Annotated in this window: 18 protein-coding genes; 8 read left to right on the top strand and 10 right to left on the bottom strand. The window is 71.3% G+C overall.

Translation table 11 applies throughout. From position 1 onward, the window contains the following. Positions 1–44: 44 nt before the first annotated feature. The 5 genes from DEJ28_RS02185 to DEJ28_RS02165 all read left to right on the top strand — a co-directional run bounded on the left by DEJ28_RS02185 (position 45) and on the right by DEJ28_RS02165 (position 3,925). Positions 45–455: a hypothetical protein gene (locus DEJ28_RS02185; protein ID WP_111114333.1), complete on the top strand. Its 411-nt coding sequence runs from the start codon at positions 45–47 to the stop codon at positions 453–455. Positions 456–548: 93 nt separating this feature from the next. Beyond that, the gene (locus DEJ28_RS02180) at positions 549–1,223 is read left to right on the top strand and encodes a DUF6766 family protein (protein WP_181433602.1); all 675 of its coding nucleotides are present in this window, start codon (positions 549–551) and stop codon (positions 1,221–1,223) included. A 62-nt stretch (positions 1,224–1,285) separates the two neighbouring features. Then, positions 1,286–1,600, top strand: coding sequence for a hypothetical protein (locus tag DEJ28_RS02175; RefSeq protein WP_111114331.1), 315 nt, complete (start codon positions 1,286–1,288; stop codon positions 1,598–1,600). A 140-nt stretch (positions 1,601–1,740) separates the two neighbouring features. Continuing rightward, the gene (locus tag DEJ28_RS02170; RefSeq protein ID WP_111114330.1) at positions 1,741–2,787 is read left to right on the top strand and encodes an NAD(P)-dependent alcohol dehydrogenase; all 1,047 of its coding nucleotides are present in this window, start codon (positions 1,741–1,743) and stop codon (positions 2,785–2,787) included. 178 nt (positions 2,788–2,965) lie between these two features. Next, entirely contained in the window at positions 2,966–3,925 is a 960-nt protein-coding gene (locus DEJ28_RS02165) for a helix-turn-helix transcriptional regulator (RefSeq protein WP_111114329.1), read from the top strand. On the opposite strand, the gene DEJ28_RS02160 is transcribed toward DEJ28_RS02165, so the two are convergent. From DEJ28_RS02160 to DEJ28_RS02145, 4 genes are all read right to left on the bottom strand, one after another. Beyond that, positions 3,922–5,340, bottom strand: a complete 1,419-nt coding sequence (locus tag DEJ28_RS02160) for a hypothetical protein (RefSeq protein WP_146248786.1) — start codon at positions 5,338–5,340, stop codon at positions 3,922–3,924. The genes DEJ28_RS02165 and DEJ28_RS02160 overlap by 4 nt on opposite strands. After that, on the bottom strand, positions 5,330–6,127 hold the full coding sequence (locus tag DEJ28_RS02155) for a TIGR03943 family putative permease subunit (protein WP_111114327.1): 798 nt from the start codon (positions 6,125–6,127) through the stop codon (positions 5,330–5,332). The genes DEJ28_RS02160 and DEJ28_RS02155 overlap by 11 nt, the downstream gene beginning before the upstream one ends. Then, positions 6,114–7,133: a permease gene (locus DEJ28_RS02150; protein WP_111114326.1), complete on the bottom strand. Its 1,020-nt coding sequence runs from the start codon at positions 7,131–7,133 to the stop codon at positions 6,114–6,116. The genes DEJ28_RS02155 and DEJ28_RS02150 overlap by 14 nt, the downstream gene beginning before the upstream one ends. 196 nt (positions 7,134–7,329) lie before the next feature. Continuing rightward, entirely contained in the window at positions 7,330–7,905 is a 576-nt protein-coding gene (locus DEJ28_RS02145) for a TetR/AcrR family transcriptional regulator (protein ID WP_258367874.1), read from the bottom strand. A gap of 93 nt (positions 7,906–7,998) precedes the next feature. Between DEJ28_RS02145 and DEJ28_RS02140 the strand changes: the two genes are divergently transcribed. Continuing rightward, positions 7,999–8,313 (top strand): DMT family transporter, encoded by a 315-nt coding sequence (locus tag DEJ28_RS02140; protein WP_111114390.1) that lies wholly within the window; start codon positions 7,999–8,001, stop codon positions 8,311–8,313. 1 nt (position 8,314) lies between these two features. Further along, positions 8,315–8,674, top strand: a complete 360-nt coding sequence (locus DEJ28_RS02135; protein WP_111114325.1) for a DMT family transporter — start codon at positions 8,315–8,317, stop codon at positions 8,672–8,674. Positions 8,675–8,833: 159 nt separating this feature from the next. Here DEJ28_RS02135 and DEJ28_RS02130 read toward each other — a convergent pair whose 3' ends face one another. The 4 genes from DEJ28_RS02130 to DEJ28_RS02115 form a co-directional block, all read right to left on the bottom strand. Next, positions 8,834–9,973, bottom strand: coding sequence for a CE1758 family FMN-dependent luciferase-like monooxygenase (locus tag DEJ28_RS02130; protein WP_111114324.1), 1,140 nt, complete (start codon positions 9,971–9,973; stop codon positions 8,834–8,836). A gap of 128 nt (positions 9,974–10,101) precedes the next feature. Beyond that, complete coding sequence (locus tag DEJ28_RS02125) at positions 10,102–11,028, bottom strand: DUF4436 family protein (RefSeq protein WP_111114323.1); 927 nt, start codon at positions 11,026–11,028, stop codon at positions 10,102–10,104. Further along, entirely contained in the window at positions 11,025–13,811 is a 2,787-nt protein-coding gene (locus DEJ28_RS02120) for a hypothetical protein (RefSeq protein ID WP_111114322.1), read from the bottom strand. The genes DEJ28_RS02125 and DEJ28_RS02120 overlap by 4 nt, the downstream gene beginning before the upstream one ends. Before the next feature lie 155 nt (positions 13,812–13,966). After that, positions 13,967–14,764, bottom strand: a complete 798-nt coding sequence (locus DEJ28_RS02115; RefSeq protein WP_181433596.1) for a phosphatase PAP2 family protein — start codon at positions 14,762–14,764, stop codon at positions 13,967–13,969. A gap of 340 nt (positions 14,765–15,104) precedes the next feature. Here DEJ28_RS02115 and DEJ28_RS02110 point away from each other — a divergent pair, with 340 nt between their 5' ends. Continuing rightward, positions 15,105–15,557 carry a DUF4383 domain-containing protein gene (locus tag DEJ28_RS02110; protein ID WP_181433595.1) on the top strand — a complete coding sequence of 151 codons (453 nt, stop codon included), beginning with the start codon at positions 15,105–15,107 and terminating at the stop codon, positions 15,555–15,557. A gap of 258 nt (positions 15,558–15,815) precedes the next feature. Here the strand turns inward: DEJ28_RS02110 and DEJ28_RS02105 are convergent, their stop codons facing one another. Further along, complete coding sequence (locus tag DEJ28_RS02105; protein WP_111114320.1) at positions 15,816–17,135, bottom strand: ATP-dependent DNA helicase; 1,320 nt, start codon at positions 17,133–17,135, stop codon at positions 15,816–15,818. Then, positions 17,132–19,216 (bottom strand): bifunctional copper resistance protein CopD/cytochrome c oxidase assembly protein, encoded by a 2,085-nt coding sequence (locus DEJ28_RS02100; RefSeq protein ID WP_111114319.1) that lies wholly within the window; start codon positions 19,214–19,216, stop codon positions 17,132–17,134. The genes DEJ28_RS02105 and DEJ28_RS02100 overlap by 4 nt, the downstream gene beginning before the upstream one ends. Positions 19,217–19,292 lie beyond the last annotated feature (76 nt).

The following is a 19,292-nucleotide window of genomic DNA, read 5'->3' as shown; positions in this document are numbered from 1 at the left end:
GAGTCCGAGAAGGAGCGGTGGCACCCCCGCGTAGGCAGGGCGTCATGCAGTACCGACGACGAATCACCTGGGTGGCGACCGCCGTCGCCCTGCTGGCGCTGACCGGGTGCAGTGCGGGCGGGTCCACCCGCAGCAGTGCGGAGACCACCGCGGCCCGGTTCTCGCAGGCGATCGCCGACAGCGACGGTGCGGGCGCCTGTGCGCTCCTGGTGCGGGACGCACGTCAGGCCGTCGAGGACGCCACCCGCACGAACTGTGAGCGCGGCGTGCTCCGGCTCGACCTCCCGCGGCCGGCGAACCCCGCCTCCGCCCGCGTCTACGGACGAGCCGCGATCGTCGACGACGGCCACGCCACCCTCTTCCTCGCCCGCTCCGGCGACACCTGGCTCATCCGGGCAGCCGGCTGCACGCCGGAGAAGGACGCCCCGTACGACTGCACGCTGGACGGGAGCTGACGCGATGCGCAAGGTGTTCATCGGGTACGTGGTGGTCATCGTCGTGGGGCTCGCGTACTTCCTCACGATCGGGTTCCTGGGGCGGTGAGCGGCGTGCGGCACTTCCTCCGGCACAACTCCCTCAGCCTGTTCTTCGGCGCCATCTTCCTGCTGGCACTCGTCGGGCAGTCGTTCGCCGGCTGGTCCTCGTTCAACGACACCCAGGTGTCCGAGGGGCTCGCCACCATCGGCTACGGCGAGTACGTGACGAGCTCGAGCTTCGCGGCCGACGTGGCCGAGAACTGGCAGTCCGAGTACCTGCAGTTCCTGCTCTACATCTGGGCCACGGTGTGGTTCGTGCAGCGCGGCTCCCCCGAGTCGAAGGAGATCACGCAGGCCGGCCCGGAGTCCGACCAGGACCAGCAGGTCGGTCGGTTCGCGGGTCCCGACTCCCCGTCGTGGGCCCGGGCGCGGGGGCCCCGGCAGACGGTGTTCTCGCACTCCCTCCTCATCGTGATGGGGGCGGTCTTCCTGCTCTCCTGGCTGGCGCAGTCGGTCGCGGGCGTCGTGGCGTTCAACGAGGAGCAGCTCGCGTCGCTCGAAGCGCCGCTCACCTGGGGGCAGTACCTGCTCGCGTCGGACTTCTGGAACCGGACCCTGCAGAACTGGCAGTCCGAGTTCCTGGCCGTGGGCAGCATGGCGGTCCTGTCCGTGTACCTGCGGGAGCGCGGCTCGCCCGAGTCGAAGCCGGTCGGTGCACGGCACGACGACACCGGCGCCGAGGGCTGACCGGTCCCTGAACGTCGGGTCCGGTCGCGGCGATTCACTGGAGTCTGGAGGGAGACAGACACATGAAGCACATCCACTACGACAGCTCGACGATCCTGACCAGCGACGACGTGGCGGACGCCGTCATCGAGTACGCCGCGGCCCTGGCCGGCGGCGACCGTGCGGACACCGTCGCCGTGCCTGCCGTCGCCGAGGACGGCACGATGACGACGACGAAGATCCTGATCGGACCGTCGAGCGAGATCGTCGTCGAGGACGCGGAAGAGGACGACCTCGAACTCGAGCGCGAGGAGTTCGTCAGCCGGCTGCGCGCCGCGGCGAAGACCTTCGGGCACAGCGAGCCGATCCACGCGGACACCCGGTCCGACCTGACCTGACCTCGTCGTGAGCAGGGCCACTGGGACACGGCCGACAGGGGTGTCCCAGTGGAACCTCCCACCGGGTGGCGCGCTCCACGAGACTTGACGTGGGCCCGATCCGACCGGATCCGGCTCACGTCAACCCCACGAGGAGACCATTGCGCACCGTCAACGCGTACGCGGCACCGTCTGCCACCGAGCCGCTCGTCAAGACCACCATCACCCGTCGTGACCTCGGCCCGAACGACGTCGAGATCGACATCGCCTACGCCGGCATCTGCCACTCGGACATCCACACCGTCCGCGGCGAGTGGGGCGAGATCCAGTACCCCCAGGTCGTCGGCCACGAGATCGTCGGCCACGTCTCCGCCGTCGGCGACGCCGTGACGAAGCACCAGGTCGGCGACCGTGTCGGCGTCGGCTGCATGGTGAACTCCTGCGGCGAGTGCGAGAACTGCGTCAAGGGCGAGGAGCAGTACTGCCTGCGGGGCAACATCCAGACCTACGCGGGCATCGACCCCGCCGACGGCAGCATCACCCAGGGCGGCTACTCCGAGGCCGTCGTGGTGAACGAGGACTTCGTCCTCCGCGTGCCCGAGTCGCTCGACATCGAGCGGGTCGCCCCGCTGCTCTGCGCCGGCATCACGCTCTACTCGCCGCTGCACCACTGGAACGCCGGCCCCGGCAAGCAGGTCGCGATCGTCGGCCTCGGCGGTCTCGGCCACATGGGCGTCAAGATCGCGTCGGCGCTCGGCGCCGAGGTCACCGTCCTGTCGCAGACCACGTCCAAGCAGGAGGACTCGCTCCGCTTCGGTGCGAAGGCCCACTACGCGACGAAGGACCCGGAGACGTTCGAGAAGCTCGCGAACTCCTTCGACCTCATCATCAACACCGTGTCGGCGAAGATCCCGATGGGCGCCTACCTCGGCCTGCTCAAGGTCGACGGCACCATCGTCAACGTCGGCGCCCCGTCGGAGCCGCTCGAGGTCCCCGCGTTCGCCCTCATCGGCTCGCGCCGCAGCTGGGCCGGTTCCGCCATCGGCGGCATCCGCGAGACCCAGGAGATGCTCGACTTCTGCGCGGAGCACGGCATCCTGCCGGAGACCGAGCTCATCAGCGCGGACGCCATCAACGAGGCGTACGAGCGCGTCCTGTCCTCGGACGTGCGGTACCGCTTCGTGATCGACGCGGCGACCCTGGCGTAACGGCCCGCGTCCTCGACGCGACCACCAGAGGACTGGAGGCGCGGTGCCAGCTGGCACCGCGCCTCCAGTCCGTCTCCCCGACCGTCTTCCCGCCCCCGCTTGTCCGCACAGCGCGACCGAGTCATCCGAGTCGCGCACCGATAGGACAGATTCCGACCTAACGCGAGATTCTTGACCGATGAGCGACACGGCGAACGAGGCACCCCGCCCCCTCGTGTCCGTGTCCGGCACGGACACCGACGCAGCCGTCGCCGACCTCGCCGGCATGTACGCGGGCCGGGCCTGGCACTCCGGCCGCACCGACGAGGAGTACTGGTACCGCTACGTCGCACTCGGCGACGAGCGGATGAGCGTCCGGCGGTCGCAGATGCACGGCTCGCTCCGCGGGGACGTCGCCGTCGAGGGCGAAGTCGTCGTCCAGTGGATCGACGCCGGGAGCGCCGCGTTCGACGTCGGCCGTGACGAGGTCCGGATGCAGGCGGGCGTCCCGACCCTCTTCCCGATCGAGCAGCGGTTCGACATGGAGTACCGCGACTGGGACCAGCGGCTCGTGCACGTGGACCGCGACCTCGTACTCGACGTGGCGTCGGAGCAGTACCTGGTGGACGGCACCCTCGCGTTCGACCGGTTCACGCCGCCGACGCCCGAGTCGATCGCTCGTTGGCGGCAGGCCGTCGCGTCCTCGGTGCGGACGCTCCGGACGGACGGTATCCAGTCGTTGGCCTGGAACGAGGCGCAGCGCGACGTGACACGGGCCCTCCTCGACATGTACCGCTTCCGCGCGGAGCCGGCCCCCTCGGGCTGGGGCGAGCACCGTCTCGCCCGGGTCCGTGCCGCCGTCGAGTACATCCACGCGCACGCGCACGAACCGCTGACGGTGTCGGACATCGCGCGTGCGGCCGACCTCAGCGTGCGCGGGCTGCAGGAGGCGTTCCAGCGGGCACTCGACCGGACGCCGATGCAGTACCTCCGCGAGGTGCGGCTCCGTCGCTCCCACGACGACCTGCAGCGCTCCGCCCCCGGCCAGACCTCGGTCGCCGAGGTCGCGGCCCGGTGGGGCTTCACCCACATGGGCCGGTTCTCCGGTGAGTACCTGCACCGGTTCGGCGAGTACCCGAAGCAGACGCTCCGCCGTTAGCCGATCTCGTCGCCGGACGGCAGCGCGTCGCACCAGTCCACCGAACCGGCGTCGATGCTCGCCTCGAGCGCGCCCGACGACGCGTCGACGATGCTCACGAGCTCGTCGGTCGCCGACTTCGTCGCGACCGCGACGAACTGGCTGTTCGGGGACGGACAGACCGCGGTCACGCTCGCGTCGTCGGGGACGGTGACGGGCAGCCGGGAGGCGCGGCTCCCGTCCACGCGCACGATCCGTGCCGAGATGGTCCCGTCCGACCGCACGTCGCCGACGACCCGCAGGTAGCTGTCGTCCGTCAGCTGCGCGATCCGCCCGAGGTACGGGGCGTCGGTGCTGTCGGCGGGCGCCTGCAGCGGTGTGCGCTCGCCGTCCGTGAGGTCGAGGCGGACGATTCCCGCCCCGGTCTCGACGACGGCCGTGGTGCCGGTGCCGACGAAGCCGTGCAGGTACGTGGCGCTGCCGAGCCGGACGGCGTCGGTCCTGCCGCTCATGTCGACGAGCACGAGGTCGTCGCTGCCGGTCCGGACCAGGGCGCTCTCCGTGCGCGGCACGTACGCCCACTGCCCGACGGTCATCGGGACGGCTCCGGTCACGGGCTTCCCCTCGGCGTCGATCGCGGTCGGCAGGTGCGTGCCGGTCATGTCGACGACGTAGAGCCCGACGTTCCGGGACTGCCCGCCCGAGGTGTCGGCGTACTCGAAGCCGAACGAGGCACCGTCGTCCGCCGCGTGCAGGGCCGTGACACGGCCCTCGGCGCTCGGCAGGGTGAGGTGCTCGACGGGGGCGTCGTCGTCCTGCACACCGCCGGAGAGCGGCACGATGTCGACGGACGAGTCGGCGTCGGTGCCGCTCACCACGACGAGCGAACGACCGAGCCGCGCGTACTCGGAGATGCCGGTCGATTCGTGGACGGTCGTCGCGCCCCCGGCGTCGAGCGAGCGGCGGACGATGCGGTCCTTGCCGCCGTCGGTTCCGGGGACGAGCGCGAGGACGTCCGTGCTGCCGGTGCGGATCGTCGTGGTGAGGTCGGAGGTCGCGCGCTGACCGGGCGCGCGGACGTCCGCGACCGTCACCGTGTAGTCCCGGTCGTACGCCAGGGGGCCGGCGAACTCGACCGCGATCGTGTTCCCGCTCGAGGTGACGGTGTGCGCGGCCGCCGGACGGACCCGGACGTCGGCGGCGGACACCTTCTGCAGCGCCTGGTTCGCCGTGAGGATCACCCGCTGCGCCGGACGCGAGACCAGGCCGGAGGCGTCGTACGACACGTCGCGGAGCCGCGGGCCCTGCTGGGAACCGACCACGGCGGCGAGCGCTCCGACGACCACGAGGACCGTGACCGTCGCGACGAGGCGTCGGCGGAAGCGGTTCCGGGGACGGCGGCGCAACCCGGTGTGCGGACCCGGTTCAGTACTCATACGGGTCGTCCGGCTGCTGGATCGACGTGACGGTCGCGGCGCGGATGACGATGCGGGCGTCGGCGGACTGGTCCGGGTTCGCCGCGAGCTTGCCGGTCACCCTGACCCACTGGTCCTCGTCGGGGACGGTCGCGTCGGCGTCGGAGCCGCCGGTGACGACCCCGAGTCCGACGGGCTGGGCGTCCACGGCGCAGCAGCTGATCACGAAGCGGGTCAGGGTGAACGATCCGCCCGAGCCGGGCACCACGAACCCGGAGAGCCGCACGTCCTTCCCCACCAGGGACGTCGTGTCCGTGGTCTGACGGATGAGCGCGGCCCAGTCCTTCACGCCGTACCCCGACGTGTCGACGGAACCCGACCCGAGCAGGGACACCGCGGCGTCGGACCCGGTGGCGTTCGACAGCGTCGCCGAGTCCACGCTCCGCTGCTGCGCGGTGCGGGCGGAGAGCGTCGACGGCGGCAGGACGAGCATGGCGGTGGTGATCCCGATCGTGACGAGGGCGGCCACCCCGCCGAGCGCGATGCGGGTGAGGCGAGCCGCGCCTCCAGTGCGTCGCGTGTCGTCGTGATCGTGATCGTGATCGTGTCCGTGTCCCCGGGCCACGACCACCAACCCGGCCACCGAAGCGGGCACCGCGACGGCCGCGAGGACGATCGTGAAGACCGAGTACCGGGGGTTGATGTACAGGTCGAGGTGCCCGGCGAGGGCGAGCCACAGGGTGCAGAGCGCCACCGCGAGCACCGACCCGAGACCGAGGTACGACGGCGCCTTCTCAGACCAGGACATTCATCACCAACCCGACGGTTCCGGCGAACAGGACGCAGACGACGGCGAGCAGCACCAGGAACCGGGTGCGGAACGTCGTCCGGAGCAGGGCGATCATCTTCACGTCGATGATCGGCCCGATGATGAGGAACGCCGTGATCGACCCTGGCAGGAACGTCGATGCGAAGGACAGCGCGAAGAAGGCGTCCACGTTCGAGCACAGCGACACCGTCATCGCGAGGAGCATCATCGCGGCGACGGACAGCACGGGGTTCGCGCCGATCGACACGAGCGTCGATCGCGGCACGGCGACCTGGATCGCAGCGGCGAGGCCGGCACCGACGAACAGTGCCGGCATCATCGTCGCGGTCTCGCCGCCGAACTGTGCGGCGCTGTCCCGCCAGCGGTTGCGGCTGCGCGGTGCCCCGACGGCCGCGCGACAGCGGGCCTCGAACGCGGGGAGCAGCAGGTCGGCCGGGCGTCGGTGCGCGGCGACGATCCAGCCGACGAGGTTCGCGACGACGAACCCGCCGACGATGCGCACGGGCAGGATCCAGCCCGACCAGCCGAACGCCTGCGCGGTGCTGATGATGACGAGGGGGTTCAAGATCGGGGCTGCGACGAGGAACGTGACCGCCTCGGCGGGGGTGAAGCCACGCATCATGAGGCCACGGGCGAGCGGCACGTTCCCGCACTCGCACACCGGGAAGAGCATGCCGATCAGGGAGATCACCGCACGGCGCGGGATCGGCCGCTGCGGGAGGACCTTCTCGAGCACACCGACCGGCACCCACACCTCGACGACGATCGACAACACGATGCCGAGCACCACGAACGGCAGGGACTCGACGACGACGCTGATCGCCAGCGTGAGGAAGTCCTGCACGACGTTCGGCAACCCCGCGGAGCCGACGGCCGGGGAGAGCAGGCGCACCCCGAGCAGCACGACCACGGCGGCCAGCACCAGCCCGGGGCCGGTGCGGGAGCGGGAGCGCTGCTGTTGCGGCGGCGGCGTGGTCGTCGTCACCGGGCAAGGATAGGCGACGGACGGCATGGCATGGCGTGGCGCGGCCTGGGCTGGGCTGGCGTTCCGTGCGAGGTTCCGTACTCCGTGCGACCCCGCGCCGGCCGCACGGAGTACGCAACCTCGCACCGGACCCGGCCGACCTCGCACCGTGCGAGGGAGCGGACGCGGCCGACCTCGCACGGTGCGAGGGGGCGAGTCAGCCGCCGAGGCCGTCCAGGTGCCGGTCGAGCACGTCGATCGCCCAGTCGCCGGACTCCCCCGGTGCGAGCCGGACGACGTGCATCGCGAGGCCGTCGACGAGCGCGTGCAGCCGGCACGCCTCGTACTCCCGGTCGGCAGCCGGCACGTCGAGCAGGCCGAGGATCTCCTCGCACCACTCCCGCATCTCGCGGACGACCCGGTCGAGCGCCGGCCGGAGCTCGGCGTCGGTGAGCGCGGCGTTGCCGAGCGCCAGGTAGACCTCGAGTTCGATCACCCGCTCGTCGTCGAGGGGCAGCAGCTCGAGCACGATCCGGTGTGCACGCTCGCGCGCCATGAGGTCGGCCGGCACGGCGTCGATCCGCTCCCGCGTGCGGTCGAACACGAGCGTGATGGTGTGCTCGCGCATGCTCGCCTGGGTCGGGAACACGTACCGCACGGTGCTCGGCGGGAGCCCGGCCTCGGCGGCGACGTTCCGGACGCTCAGCGCCCCGAGGCCGTCCTCGGCGAGCACCCGGCAGGCCGCTTCGGACACGCTGCGACGGCGTTCCTCGATGTCGATGCTCCTGGCCACGTCCTCATACTCGCACAGTCGTACGAGTTCGTGCTACCGTCGGGACCGATGTCGCACAGTCGTGCGAACACCACCAACGGAAAGGACATCGTCATGGCGTGGGGCATCCTCGTCCTGTCCGGCGTGCTCGAAGCCGTCTGGGCCACCGCACTGGGCGCGTCGAACGGCTTCAAGAAGGTCGTTCCGACGATCGTGTTCATCGCCGGCATGGCACTGAGCATGGTCGGACTGGCGTTCGCGATGAAGGAGATCCCGGTCGGCACGGCCTACGCCGTGTGGGTCGGCATCGGGGCGTCGCTCACCGTCGTCGTCGCGGTCCTCCGGAAACAGGAGACCGCGTCGTTCGCCCGGATCGCCCTCGTGTTCGGCCTCGTCGCGTGCGTCGTCGGCCTGAAGGTGGTGAGCTGACGTGGCGTGGATGGTCCTGTTCGTCAGCGCCGCACTCGAGACGGTGTGGGCGACCGCCCTCGGCGAGAGTGACGGTTTCACCGTGCTCCGCCCGACGATCGTGTTCGCGGTCACCATCGTCGTGAGCCTCGTCGCCTTCGGGTACGTCCTGCGGCACATCCCGATCAGCACGGCGTACGCGGTGTGGACCGGCACCGGGGCAGCACTCACGGTGCTCTGGGGCATGGCGACCGGCGCCGAGCCCGTGACGCTCCTGCGCCTGCTGTTCATCGCCGGCATCGTCGGCTGCGTGGTCGGCCTGAAGCTGGTCCCCACACGCCCGGTCCCCGCCGCCGAGCCCGACCCCCAGATCCGCGCGTAGGAGGCAGATCCGCGCATGGGGAGCAGGAACTTCCTGCATCCAACGCGCGATTCGGCCTCCTACTGCGGGTGCGATGGGCAGGAACGCACGCCGAGACGGACGGGAGGCGCGGTGCCAGCTGGCACCGCGCCTCCAGTCCGTCAGGTGGTCACGTGAGGGTCAGACGGACGCGCCCGTCCACGCGTCCTCCGCAGCGACGTGGTCGCTGCCCGCCGTGCCGGCGGCGATCGCCGCGGCGACACGCGACGCGTGCGACGGCGGGTCGGACGGCACGTCCGCCGGGCGGCCGTCGTCGTTGATCTTCCGGAGCTCCGGCACGATGTCCGAGGCGAGGATGTCGATCTGCTCGAGCACCGTCTTGAGCGGCAGCCCCGCGTGGTCCACGAGGAACAGCTGGCGCTGGTAGTGCCCGACGTGGTCCTTCATCGCGGCGTACCGGTCGATGACCTGCTGCGGGGAGCCCACGGTGAGCGGGGTCTGCTCGGTGAAGTCCTCCATCGAGGGGCCGTGGCCGTAGACCGGGGCGTTGTCGAAGTAGGGACGGAACTCCGCGACCGCGTCCTGCGAGTTCTTCCGGGCGAAGAACTGCCCACCGAGGCCCACGATCGCCTGGTTCGCGGCCCCGTGCCCGTAGTGCTCGAAGCGCTGACGGTAGAGGTCGACCATCTGCGAGGTGTGGTGGATGGGCCAGAAGATGTTGTTGTGGAAGAACCCGTCGCCGTAGTAGGCGGCCTGCTCGGCGATCTCCGGCGTGCGGATCGAGCCGTGCCACACGAAGGGCGGCACACCGTCGAGCGGACGCGGGGTCGAGGTGAAGCCCTGCAGCGGCGTGCGGAACTTGCCCTGCCAGTCGACGACGTCGTTCTCCCAGAGCTGGCGGACGAGCGCGTAGTGCTCGATCGCGAGGTTGACGCCCTGCCGGATGTCCTGCCCGAACCACGGGTAGACCGGGCCGGTGTTGCCGCGGCCCATCATGAGGTCCATGCGGCCGTCGGAGATGACCTGGAGCATCGCGTACTCCTCGGCGATGCGCACCGGGTCGTTCGTGGTGATGAGGGTCGTCGAGGTCGAGAGCGTGATGTGCTTCGTCTTCGCGGCGAGGTAGGCGAGCATCGTCGTCGGCGAGGACGCGACGAACGGCGGGTTGTGGTGCTCACCCGTGGCGAAGACGTCGAGGCCGGCCTGGTCGGCGTGCTCGGCGATCGTCAGGATGTCCCGGACGCGCTGGGTGTCGTCCGGCGTGGTGCCGGTCGTGGGGTCCGTCGTGACGTCGCTGACGGTGAAGATACCGAACTGCATGGTGCCCGCCTCCTGGCTTGCTGGTTGTTCGAGCATTTCGATGCGTTTGCATCGACTTGCTGGGTACAACGTAGCGCAGGCGTGGGCATTCCCGCCAGTGCAACCCGCACGCGCGGCGCGACGGGGCCCTACTCCTCGTCGTCCTCCAGCGTCCGTCGGCGCAGCACGTGCGACTCCCGCCAGAGCATGTACGCCCCGGTCCAGACGAACATGATCGCCACGAGTGCCAGACACGGGAACAGGAACACGAAGTCGAGCGTCGTCCCGATCGGCGGCGCTCCCGGCATCGCCGATCGCAGGGCCGGGAACGACAGCAGGGTCGCACTCAGCCAGATCACGTTCGCGAACTCGAGCTTCCGCCGCAGGATCGCGCTGCCGATCGTCACCACGGCCATCAGCGTCGTGAAGAGGATCGCGAGGATGTAGAACGACACGATCACGACGCTCAGGGTGTCCCGGTGCCCGTCGATCTGCATCGGCACCAGGGTCCGGCCGTCCTGCTGCTCCCCCGCGCTCCGTTCCGCCTGCATCACCCACGGCCTGGCCGAGTTCGTCATGTCGACCTCGAACGGCACCGCGGCTCCGGAGTCGTCGTTCTGCACGCTCAGCTGGAAGTTCGTGAACGGCTGGTCGAACGGGTACGACGTGTCACCGCGGTCGAGCGTCAGCGTCAGTGAGGTGGCGTCGACCACCGACTGCCCCGGGAACGTCACGACACTGGTCGTCACCCCGCCGCTCGAGACCTCGATCCGGAGCGGCTTCGAGATCTCGCCGGCCTTCTCGCCCTCGTACGAACCGTGCGGGATCGGCAGCACGTTCGCCTGCATCACCCGGTTCGACAGGTCGACGTCCTGCACGCTCATCCGGAGGGTCATGAAGTTGCCCGACTGACTGTTCGAGCCGCTCACGGGCACGGCCGTCGTGGTCTGCAGCGCCCCCGACACGCCGATCACGACGTAGTACACCGCCAGGAGCACCACCGCCGCGATCAGGATGATCGGCGCCGGGTTCCGGCGGGTGCGCCGCTCGGCGGGCGCGTCGGTCGTCTGCGTCATCGGTTGCTCCCGGAGGGTGGGTCGGTGGTCGGACTGGAGGCGCGGCTCGGCTCCGGCGGACCGGATCCGGTCGGTGACGTGGTCGCCCCCGCGGCGGGGCCGCCCCCGCCACGGCGGCCGACGACGGTCGCGGCGAACGCGAAGAGCAGCATCGCGAGGAGCGGCACCATCGCGCCGGGGAACTCGGTCACGTTGAAGGTCGTGATCTGGTCGGCGAGCTGCGAGGCCTCGGTCTCGCCCTTCGCGACCGCGGTGGTCACGGTCATCGCGTTCCCCTGCGACGCCCGGTCCGACGTGAGCGTGATCTGCTGCACCGCGGTGTCGGGAGCGTTCACCGGGTCGGCGTACACGCGCACGTCGACGTCGGCCTGCTGCCCCGGGTCGAGCGGGATCACGCACGAGAACGTGGTCGTCGCGACGGTGCAGTCGAGGGGCTGGTCGTCCACCTCGACGTCGACGTTCCGGTAGACCATGCCGGTCGACATCCGGGCCTGGAAGGTGATGGCGACGGTCGCGCCGGAGGCGTTCGGGCCGAGCGTGCCGCGCATGTCGGCAGCCGTGCCCGGCATGATCCGCTGCGTGCCGAACCGGAAGGCCATGGTGAGGGGACCGTCGTTCGTGCCGCCGCTCCCGCTGCCGCTCCCGCTCCCATTGCCGCCGCTGCCGCTGCCGCTGGCGCCGTTGTTGTCGTCCGCTCCGACGGACCCGGGTGCCGGGGTCGCGGGCGAGGCACCCTCCCCACCGCCGGCCGCCGTCCCGCCACCGGTGCCGCCGCCGCTGCTGCCGCCGCTCCCGGGGCCGGTCTCGGGGCCGGTCTCGGGGGCACCACCGGTGCCGGCGGAACCGCCTGCGGGAGCACCGCCGGTCCCGGGGAGGGGAGCCGCGCCTCCAGGAGGGGTCGTGGCCGGCGCCCGCACCGTGAAGGCGACACCGCCCTCCGGGCCCGTGATGCCACCGAACGTGTCCGTCACGCGCAGCACCACGCTGCCGACGGCGAAGTCCGACGTGGGGACGCAGGACCAGTACCCGCCACCGTCGCCGGTGGCGGCGCAGACCACGCGTTCCCCCTGGTACACGGTGACGGACGCCCGGTTCGGCACGTTGTTCCCGGACACGGTCGGACGGCGCTCGGTCGTCGAGGAGCCGGCCGTCGGACTCGTCACACCGGGTCGTCCGGGCGCCGCGACGACCAGACTCGTCCGCACCTCGTGCGCTCCGGTGACGTCAGCGGGCGACGAGACCGTGGCCGTCAGCGGCCACGCGGTGCCCGCCGCGGTCCCGCTCGGCACGATGCCGGCGATCGTCACCGTCCGCGTCGTACCGGCTGCGACGGTGCCGAGCGACACCGCATCGCCGCTGAGGAGCTGCTCACAGGAGGGCTGCTCCGTGAGCCCGGACACCGAGCACGAGCGGACCGGGAACCCGGCGGGGTCGTCGATCCGGATGGTGGAACGACCGGAGGTGTCCGGCCCGGTCCCCGTCACCGTGAAGGTCTTCGACACCGGCGCGGTCGGGAGTGCCGAGTCCGGGCCGGCCGCGGTCACGGTCAGCGCCGACCGGACCGCGGGGAAGGTCAGGACGGCCGTGGCGGAGCCCTTCACACGGGCGTAGGTGTCGTTCGACGAGCTGGCGAGGGTCGACGTCAGGGTGAGGGTCCGGGGGTCCGCGTCGAGCGGCAGGGTGACGGTCGCCTCCGCTGACTGGGTACAGGTCGCTCCCGGAGCGATCGGGCCGGACGACCCGACGAGGTGGTTCGAAGTGAGGACGTCTGCCGGCACCGCGCAGGCGGGCGACGACGCAGTGTCCAGCCGGACCGCGTCGAGGGTGCCGCCCGCTGCCTCGACCCGTGCGCGGAGATCCGAACGGACGGTGGGGAGCAGGGTCATGCCGTCCGCCGGGGAGGCGTTCCGGATCGTCGTCGACAGGGGCAGGTCGTAGGTCACCCGGGTGGCGCCGTCCGCGTCCGGCACGACGTCGGTCGCCGTGGCCGTGGTGTCCGCGGTCGTGACGGTCCCGCTCTGGCACCCGAGCGGAGGCGTGACGAGGAACCCTCCGTCGGCCGGACGCCCGGACCCGTCCCCGGCCACGCGGAAGGTCAGCGACGACACCGGTTGGTCGAACCAGACGTCGGCCGCCTTCTCCGGGACGCTGTCCACCCCGCCGCTCACGGTCGCGCCGCTGATCAGCACCGCATCGCCGGTGGTCACAGCCGTCGCCGCACCGGCGACGGTGCTCTTCGCGAGGCTCCTCGCCGGCACCGGCGCTCCCGACGGACCCGCGCCGCCGACCTGGACCGTCGAGGGCGCGTCGATGCCGCCGACGGTGAACTGGACGCGCTGCGGGTACGGCAGCGCGATCGTCAGCGTGCCGCGAGCGCCGCTGTCCACCGAGCTGAACCCGATGCCGTTCGCGCCCGAGTAGTACGTCGTGGAGCCGTAGCCCTCCTGACCGAACGACCCGTAGCCGAAGCTGCCGGTCGGGTTCGCGGTGTCGCTGAACATCCCTGGCTGCACCGGGTACGCGGAGACGGCGGAGTCGAGCGTCATGGTCGCACCGTCGGTCACCGCTCCCGATCCGCCGGCCTTGCTGAACACGGGCGACGACGTCCGCACGTAGCCGTCGGGCGCGATGCACCCGAGGTGGTCCGCGAACGGCACGGTGATGGTGTCGGCCTCGGCGGCGGTGGGCACGAGTGCCGCCGCACCGATCAGGAGCAGGCCGAGCGCAGCGGCGACGGCTCCACGTGCCCGGCGGCCCGTCGCCGAGGTGTGCTGCGCCCGCATGCGTGCCCCGTCCGCGGCGGGTCCCTCCTCCGCCGACGTCGGCCACGCTAGTCGCACTCGCGGCCCGGGGTCCGGACGGTTACGGGGCGGTGATCCTCGCGGTGCGCTCAGCGCTCAGCGCTCAGCGCTCAGCGCTCAGCGCACGGCGGGGATGCTCAGCGCTCGGCGGGGATCGACTCGGCGGCCGTGCGGCCGCCGTGGTGCAGGTCGTCCGCGAACCACACCAGCGTCACCACCGCGAGCACGCTGGCGTTCGACGCCATCCGCCCGGCGACGAGGATCGCAGCGTGGTCGTGGACTCCCCCCGCAATCCCGTACACGAGCGCAGCGACGCCGACCAGGAACGTCACACCGGTGGCGACGAGCAGGACGCCGGTGACCAGCCGTCGTGGCCATCGGGGGCCGTCTCGGTCCCCTCGCTCCCCGCGGTCGACGAGCGGTCCGAACGCGCGGACCACCCCGAGCCAGAACACGGCGATGGCGCACGCGCCGATGATGTCGCTCACCCGGTGCCACCCGTAGACCACCGTCTGGTTCGCCACGAACACCGCGTACGCGGCACCCAGGAGCGTCACCACCGGACGGAACCGACGCGGCGACACGATCAGGACCGCGAACAGGGCAGCGAGTGCCACCGTGGCGTGCCCGGACGGGAACGAGTTCGGCGTCGTCGACTGAGCGATCTCCGGGCGCTCGGCGATACGCTTGACGAGCGTCGAGGTGGCCGCCGACGCGAGCACCACGACGACCGCTCCGAGTCCCACCGCGAGCCGGCGACGGGCGAACGCGACGGCGGCGATCACGACCACGAGCAACAGGATCACCGGCACCGAGATGACGTTGAGTGCAGTGTCCGACCCGAAGAGGTCGGACTCCCGGACCCCGCCGAGCGCGGCGTCCTCGACCCGCTGCCCGATCGGCGTCAGCACCGCGGCCGTGTAGACGAGAGGCACGATGACGAACCCCAGAGCAGCCAACAGGCCCCACCGCAACCGCCGCGAGACACTCGGTCCACGCGACTCGGCTGGGTTGCGTTCGGGCGTACGGGTCACCGGGCTGGTCCTCCTCGGGGTGCTGGTCGTCGGCCTCGTCACGCGGCTGGTGACGCGCGTGCGATTCGGACGGTCGGGGTCCGACACGATACCGTTGGACCGCCGGTCGGAGGCTGGGAACCGCGGGTCAGCGACCTTCGGGTCCAGCGACACCTCGACCGGCTCCGCGCGGGTGAACGCACCGGCGCACATCGCCGGCCCGACGTACCCCGCGTCGGCAGCGTACGAGGAGGAAACCGCAGTGGCAGTCAAGGAACCGAGCATCACCGCTTCCCCGAACCGTGGTCTCGCACTGACCGTGGGCACGGTCCTCTTGGTGTGGGGCATCCTCGGGTTCTTCTTCGCCGCCGACGGTGACCCGGGCTTCTTCAGCCGCCAGGGCGGGATGCTCTGGAACGCCTTCGGGGTGAACCCGCCGCTCGCCCTCATCTGGGTGATGCTCGCCGCGGTGCTGCTCATCATGGGCCTCGGCACCACGATCGGCTCCCGGAACGGCAACGTCCTCGTCGGGGCCGTGCTCGTCGTCCTCGCGGTGTACGGCTTCGTGTTCGGCAACACCTCGGCCAACATCTTCGCGCTGAACACCACGGACAACGTGTTCCACGCGATCGTCGGCGTCATCCTGCTGCTCACCGCGTTCGGTGCCGACAAGCAGAACATCCGCGCGCTCCGCGCCGAGGCCGCCCGGGTCTGACCCGCACGCCTCGTCGACGCCCCGTCTGCCCTCGTGGTCGGCGGGGCGTCGTCGTCCGGCGGGCGCTGTCGTCCGTGAGATCGCACTTCGGCGCGCGTCCCCGGCACGGCATCGCGGTGAGATCGCACTTCGGCGCGCCTCCCCGGCACGCCATCGCGGTGAGATCGCACTTCGGCGCGCCTCCTGCCGAATGGTCCCCGCCGAAGTGCGATCTCGGCGGACGTCAGGCGTCGTCGGAGCCTCAGGCGTCGGCGGACGTCAGGCGTCGTCGGAGTCCGGGGCGGGTGCGGGCGCCGCCTCGAGCTCCGTCGCCACGACCCGGGGTGCCTCGGACATGAAGCGCCGAACGTCGAGGTCCACGATGATGTCCTGAGGCCGCAGCGGCCGCGTCAGGAACAGGCCCTCGAGCGAGGTCAGACGTGACAGCGCGACGTACGTCTGGCCGGCGCTGAACACCCGGTTGCCGAGGTCGACCACCGCGCGGTCGTAGGTGCTGCCCTGCGACTTGTGGATCGTGACCGCCCAGGCCAGACGCAGCGGGAACTGCTGGAACTCCCCCACAGTGTCCTTCTTGAGTTCCCTCTTGTCCGGGTCGTAGGAGTACTTGAACTTCTCCCACACCGACGGCTGGACCTCGAAGGACTCCCCGTCGACGTCCACCCACACGGTGTCGCGGATGGTCTGCACGATCCCGAGGGTGCCGTTCACCCAGCGCTGGTCGGGGTCGTTGCGGAGGAACATCACGTGGGCGCCGGGCTTCAGCTCGAGGGCCTCGTCGGCGGGGAAGTTCCGCCCGCCGAAGTCGCCGTTCACGTCCGCCCGCGAGGTCTTCACCTTGCCGGGCAGCCGCTCGAGCGCCGCCTTGTTGATCCGGGCCACGGTGTCGTTGCGAGTCGCGAGGGTGATCGCGTCGTCCGGGGCCGGTCGCGCGCCCGCGGCGTTGAGCTGCCCGGCGACGTCGGCGGTCACCCGACCGTGCCGGACCGCCGTGAGCATGGCTGCGAAGGCGTCGTCGCGCTGCCGGTGCACGGTGGCCAGCTCGATGATGTTGAGCTCCGCCTCGAGCCAGACCTTCGCGTCGAAGAACCACATCGAGCGGTAGTGGTCGGTGAAGTAGGCGCGCTCGTCGCCGTCCCCGGGCACCGGCGGCAGCTGGTACGGATCGCCGAACATGACGACCTGCACGCCACCGAACGCCTCGAACGCTCGCCCGCGGGCCTTGCGCAGCGAACGGTCCATCGCGTCGAGCAGGTCGGCGTTCACCATCGAGACCTCGTCGATCACGAGGGTGTCGATCGTGTTGAGGAGCTTGCGGGTGTCCGGCCCTTGACGGAGTTCGGCGTCCGCGATGAGGCCGATCGGCAACCGGAACAGCGAGTGGATCGTCTGCCCGCCGACGTTGAGCGCAGCGACCCCCGTCGGCGCGCAGATCACGACCTGCTTCTCGGTGTTCCACGACAGGTGGTTGAGGAGCGTCGACTTCCCCGTCCCGGCACGTCCGGTGATGAACACGTGGTCGCGGGTGTGCTCGATGTACTCGAAGACCGCCCGCTGCTCGGCACTGAGTTCGATGCTCATCGCGCGTCCGTTCCCGGGGTGCCCTGCACCGCGTCGTCGCTGCCGTCGTCGAAGTCGGTGTCGTCGCCCGCGTCGGCGTCGGCGTCGTCCCGCACTCGGATCGCACCCCGCTGCGAACGTCGCGCCCCGGTGTGCGGGGGTGCGATGTCCGTGCGGGGGCGCAACTCGTCAACCGCCACGGCACCGGCACCGGCACCGGCACGCTCACGCCGCACCCGGAGCAGCACCACGACGACGACCGTCACGAGCACCACGACGCCGGCGACCACGAGCAGCAGGCCGCCACGCCCCTGGTCGACGAGCGGGTCCGGCCCCCAGGTCCGCCCCATCGCCCCGAACCACGACGCCTGCAGCAACCCGAGCGGCCCGCGCATCGCGATGCCGAGCGACACGAGCCCGGCGGCGACGACCACGGCTCCCGCGACCCGGACCACCGCTGCCGGCATCGACGCGCGCCGCGCTCCGGCAGCGACCGGCGTGAGCAGGGTCGGCACGGCCAGGAGCCCGACGAGCAGGAACACGGCGTCGATCACCGTGCGCCCGGTCGAGTCGCTCACGGACCACCGCACCGCATCGGTCGCGAAGAAGGCCCACCAGATGCCGGCGAGGAACACGAACGCCGGGAAGGGCTGCGCGAGGTACCGCACGGCCTGGTTGTCGAGCAGGACGCCCGTCCACTCGCGGACCCCGGTGCTGTCGTCGTCACGCGGGTGCACGGCGGCGCGGATGAGCTGCACGGGCGCCGAGGCCCACACCAGTGCCGGCACGACGAGGCCGAGGACCAGGTGCGCCCCGACGTTCGCCGAGACGAGGAAGCGGTCGTAGGTGTGCAGCGACCCGGACGTCGCGACGACGAGGGAGACCAGGGCGATGGCCGCAGCGACCGTGCGCCCGACGGGCCACCGGACACCGCTGCGGCGCACCCGGACGACCCCGGCGGCGTAGGTCGCTGCCAGCAGCACCGCGGCCATCAGCCAGAACAGGTCCAAGTTCCACGCGGTGAGCCATCCCCAGGCGCCCGGGGCGTGCGGCAGGGTGTCGTCCGTCAGGAGCTCGGCGGGCGAGGGATCCGTCGTCTTGCTCAGCGCGATCTGGTCGTCCGGGGTGGCGGTGCGACCGAGCGCCGCCGCGAAGCCGCTCGCGACGCCCATCACGGCGAGCTCCGCCACGATGAGGAACCAGAACGGGCGCCGACGCGCGGGGGTGACGGTGAGGGACCGGATTGCCCGCTGCCGCTGCACGACGCCGAGGACCCCGATCGCCACGATCGCACCGATCTTGACGAGCACCAGGACGCCGTACGGGGTGAACAGGTTGGCGAGTGCGCCGACGCGGATCTGTGCCGACGCGACACCGGACACGGCCACGAGCACGAAGCAGCCGAGCGCGATGCTCGAGTACCGCCCGACGACCGCGGCCAGGCGTCCGCCGTCCAGCACGGGCCGCAGGAGCACGAGCATCAGGAGTCCGCCGACCCAGAGTGCGGCGCCGACCAGGTGCAGGCCGAGCGCGGTGACCGCTGCGTCGTGGCTCGCCGTGCCCGCCGCGTGACCCTGCTGGGCGAGCGGGATGAGGCCGATCATCGAGACGCCGGCGGTCAGGGCGACCATGCCCCGTGACCGCACAGCGAAGCACAGCACCGTGACGACCGCGGCGACGAGGACGGTCACGAGCCAGGCGAGGCCGAGTTCGGTCCCGGTGAGGAACACGCCCATCGACTGGCCGAACTGCTCGTCGAGGCTGACCCGGGACCCGGCGACGCTGAGGAACGTGAAGAACGTGGTGACCGCGGACGCCACGGTCCAGATGCCGGCGGCTGCGGCGGCGATGTCGATCGCACGGTTCCACTCGGGCGCGCTCCGCGACAACCCGACGGTCACGAGCGCGAGACCACCGATCGTCGCGGCGGCGGAGAGGTCGACCACCAGGCGCGCGATGGGGAGGCCGAAGCGAACGAGCGCACCGGGGTCGGCGATGAGCGCGGCGTTCGCCCCACCCCCGATGACGAGCGCGACGAGGAGTGACACGAACCCGACGAGCAGCAGCACGGCGGGGCCGGCGATGCGCGCGATCCGATTCACCCGTCAAGCCTAGGCGCTGCCCCACCCGGCCACGGAATCCACCGGAGCGACCTGTGGGCGGTGGTGGCGCCTCCAG

Source organism: Curtobacterium sp. MCPF17_002 (assembly GCF_003234115.2).
Lineage (GTDB): Bacteria > Actinomycetota > Actinomycetes > Actinomycetales > Microbacteriaceae > Curtobacterium.
The sequence above is the reverse complement of the archived record's forward strand: the minus strand, read 5'-3'. Positions and strand labels throughout refer to the sequence as shown.

Bases quoted from the DNA above. Each gene is read 5' to 3' on its own strand.
- DEJ28_RS02125 (WP_111114323.1), bottom strand. From the start codon at position 11,028: ATGACGCAGACGACCGACGCGCCCGCCGAGCGGCGCACCCGCCGGAAC.
- DEJ28_RS02105 (WP_111114320.1), bottom strand. From the start codon at position 17,135: ATGAGCATCGAACTCAGTGCCGAGCAGCGGGCGGTCTTCGAGTACATC.
- DEJ28_RS02185 (WP_111114333.1), top strand. From the start codon at position 45: ATGCAGTACCGACGACGAATCACCTGGGTGGCGACCGCCGTCGCCCTG.
- DEJ28_RS02165 (WP_111114329.1), top strand. From the start codon at position 2,966: ATGAGCGACACGGCGAACGAGGCACCCCGCCCCCTCGTGTCCGTGTCC.
- DEJ28_RS02175 (WP_111114331.1), top strand. From the start codon at position 1,286: ATGAAGCACATCCACTACGACAGCTCGACGATCCTGACCAGCGACGAC.
- DEJ28_RS02120 (WP_111114322.1), bottom strand. From the start codon at position 13,811: ATGCGGGCGCAGCACACCTCGGCGACGGGCCGCCGGGCACGTGGAGCC.
- DEJ28_RS02155 (WP_111114327.1), bottom strand. From the start codon at position 6,127: ATGTCCTGGTCTGAGAAGGCGCCGTCGTACCTCGGTCTCGGGTCGGTG.
- DEJ28_RS02130 (WP_111114324.1), bottom strand. From the start codon at position 9,973: ATGCAGTTCGGTATCTTCACCGTCAGCGACGTCACGACGGACCCCACG.
- DEJ28_RS02140 (WP_111114390.1), top strand. From the start codon at position 7,999: ATGGCGTGGGGCATCCTCGTCCTGTCCGGCGTGCTCGAAGCCGTCTGG.
- DEJ28_RS02160 (WP_146248786.1), bottom strand. From the start codon at position 5,340: ATGAGTACTGAACCGGGTCCGCACACCGGGTTGCGCCGCCGTCCCCGG.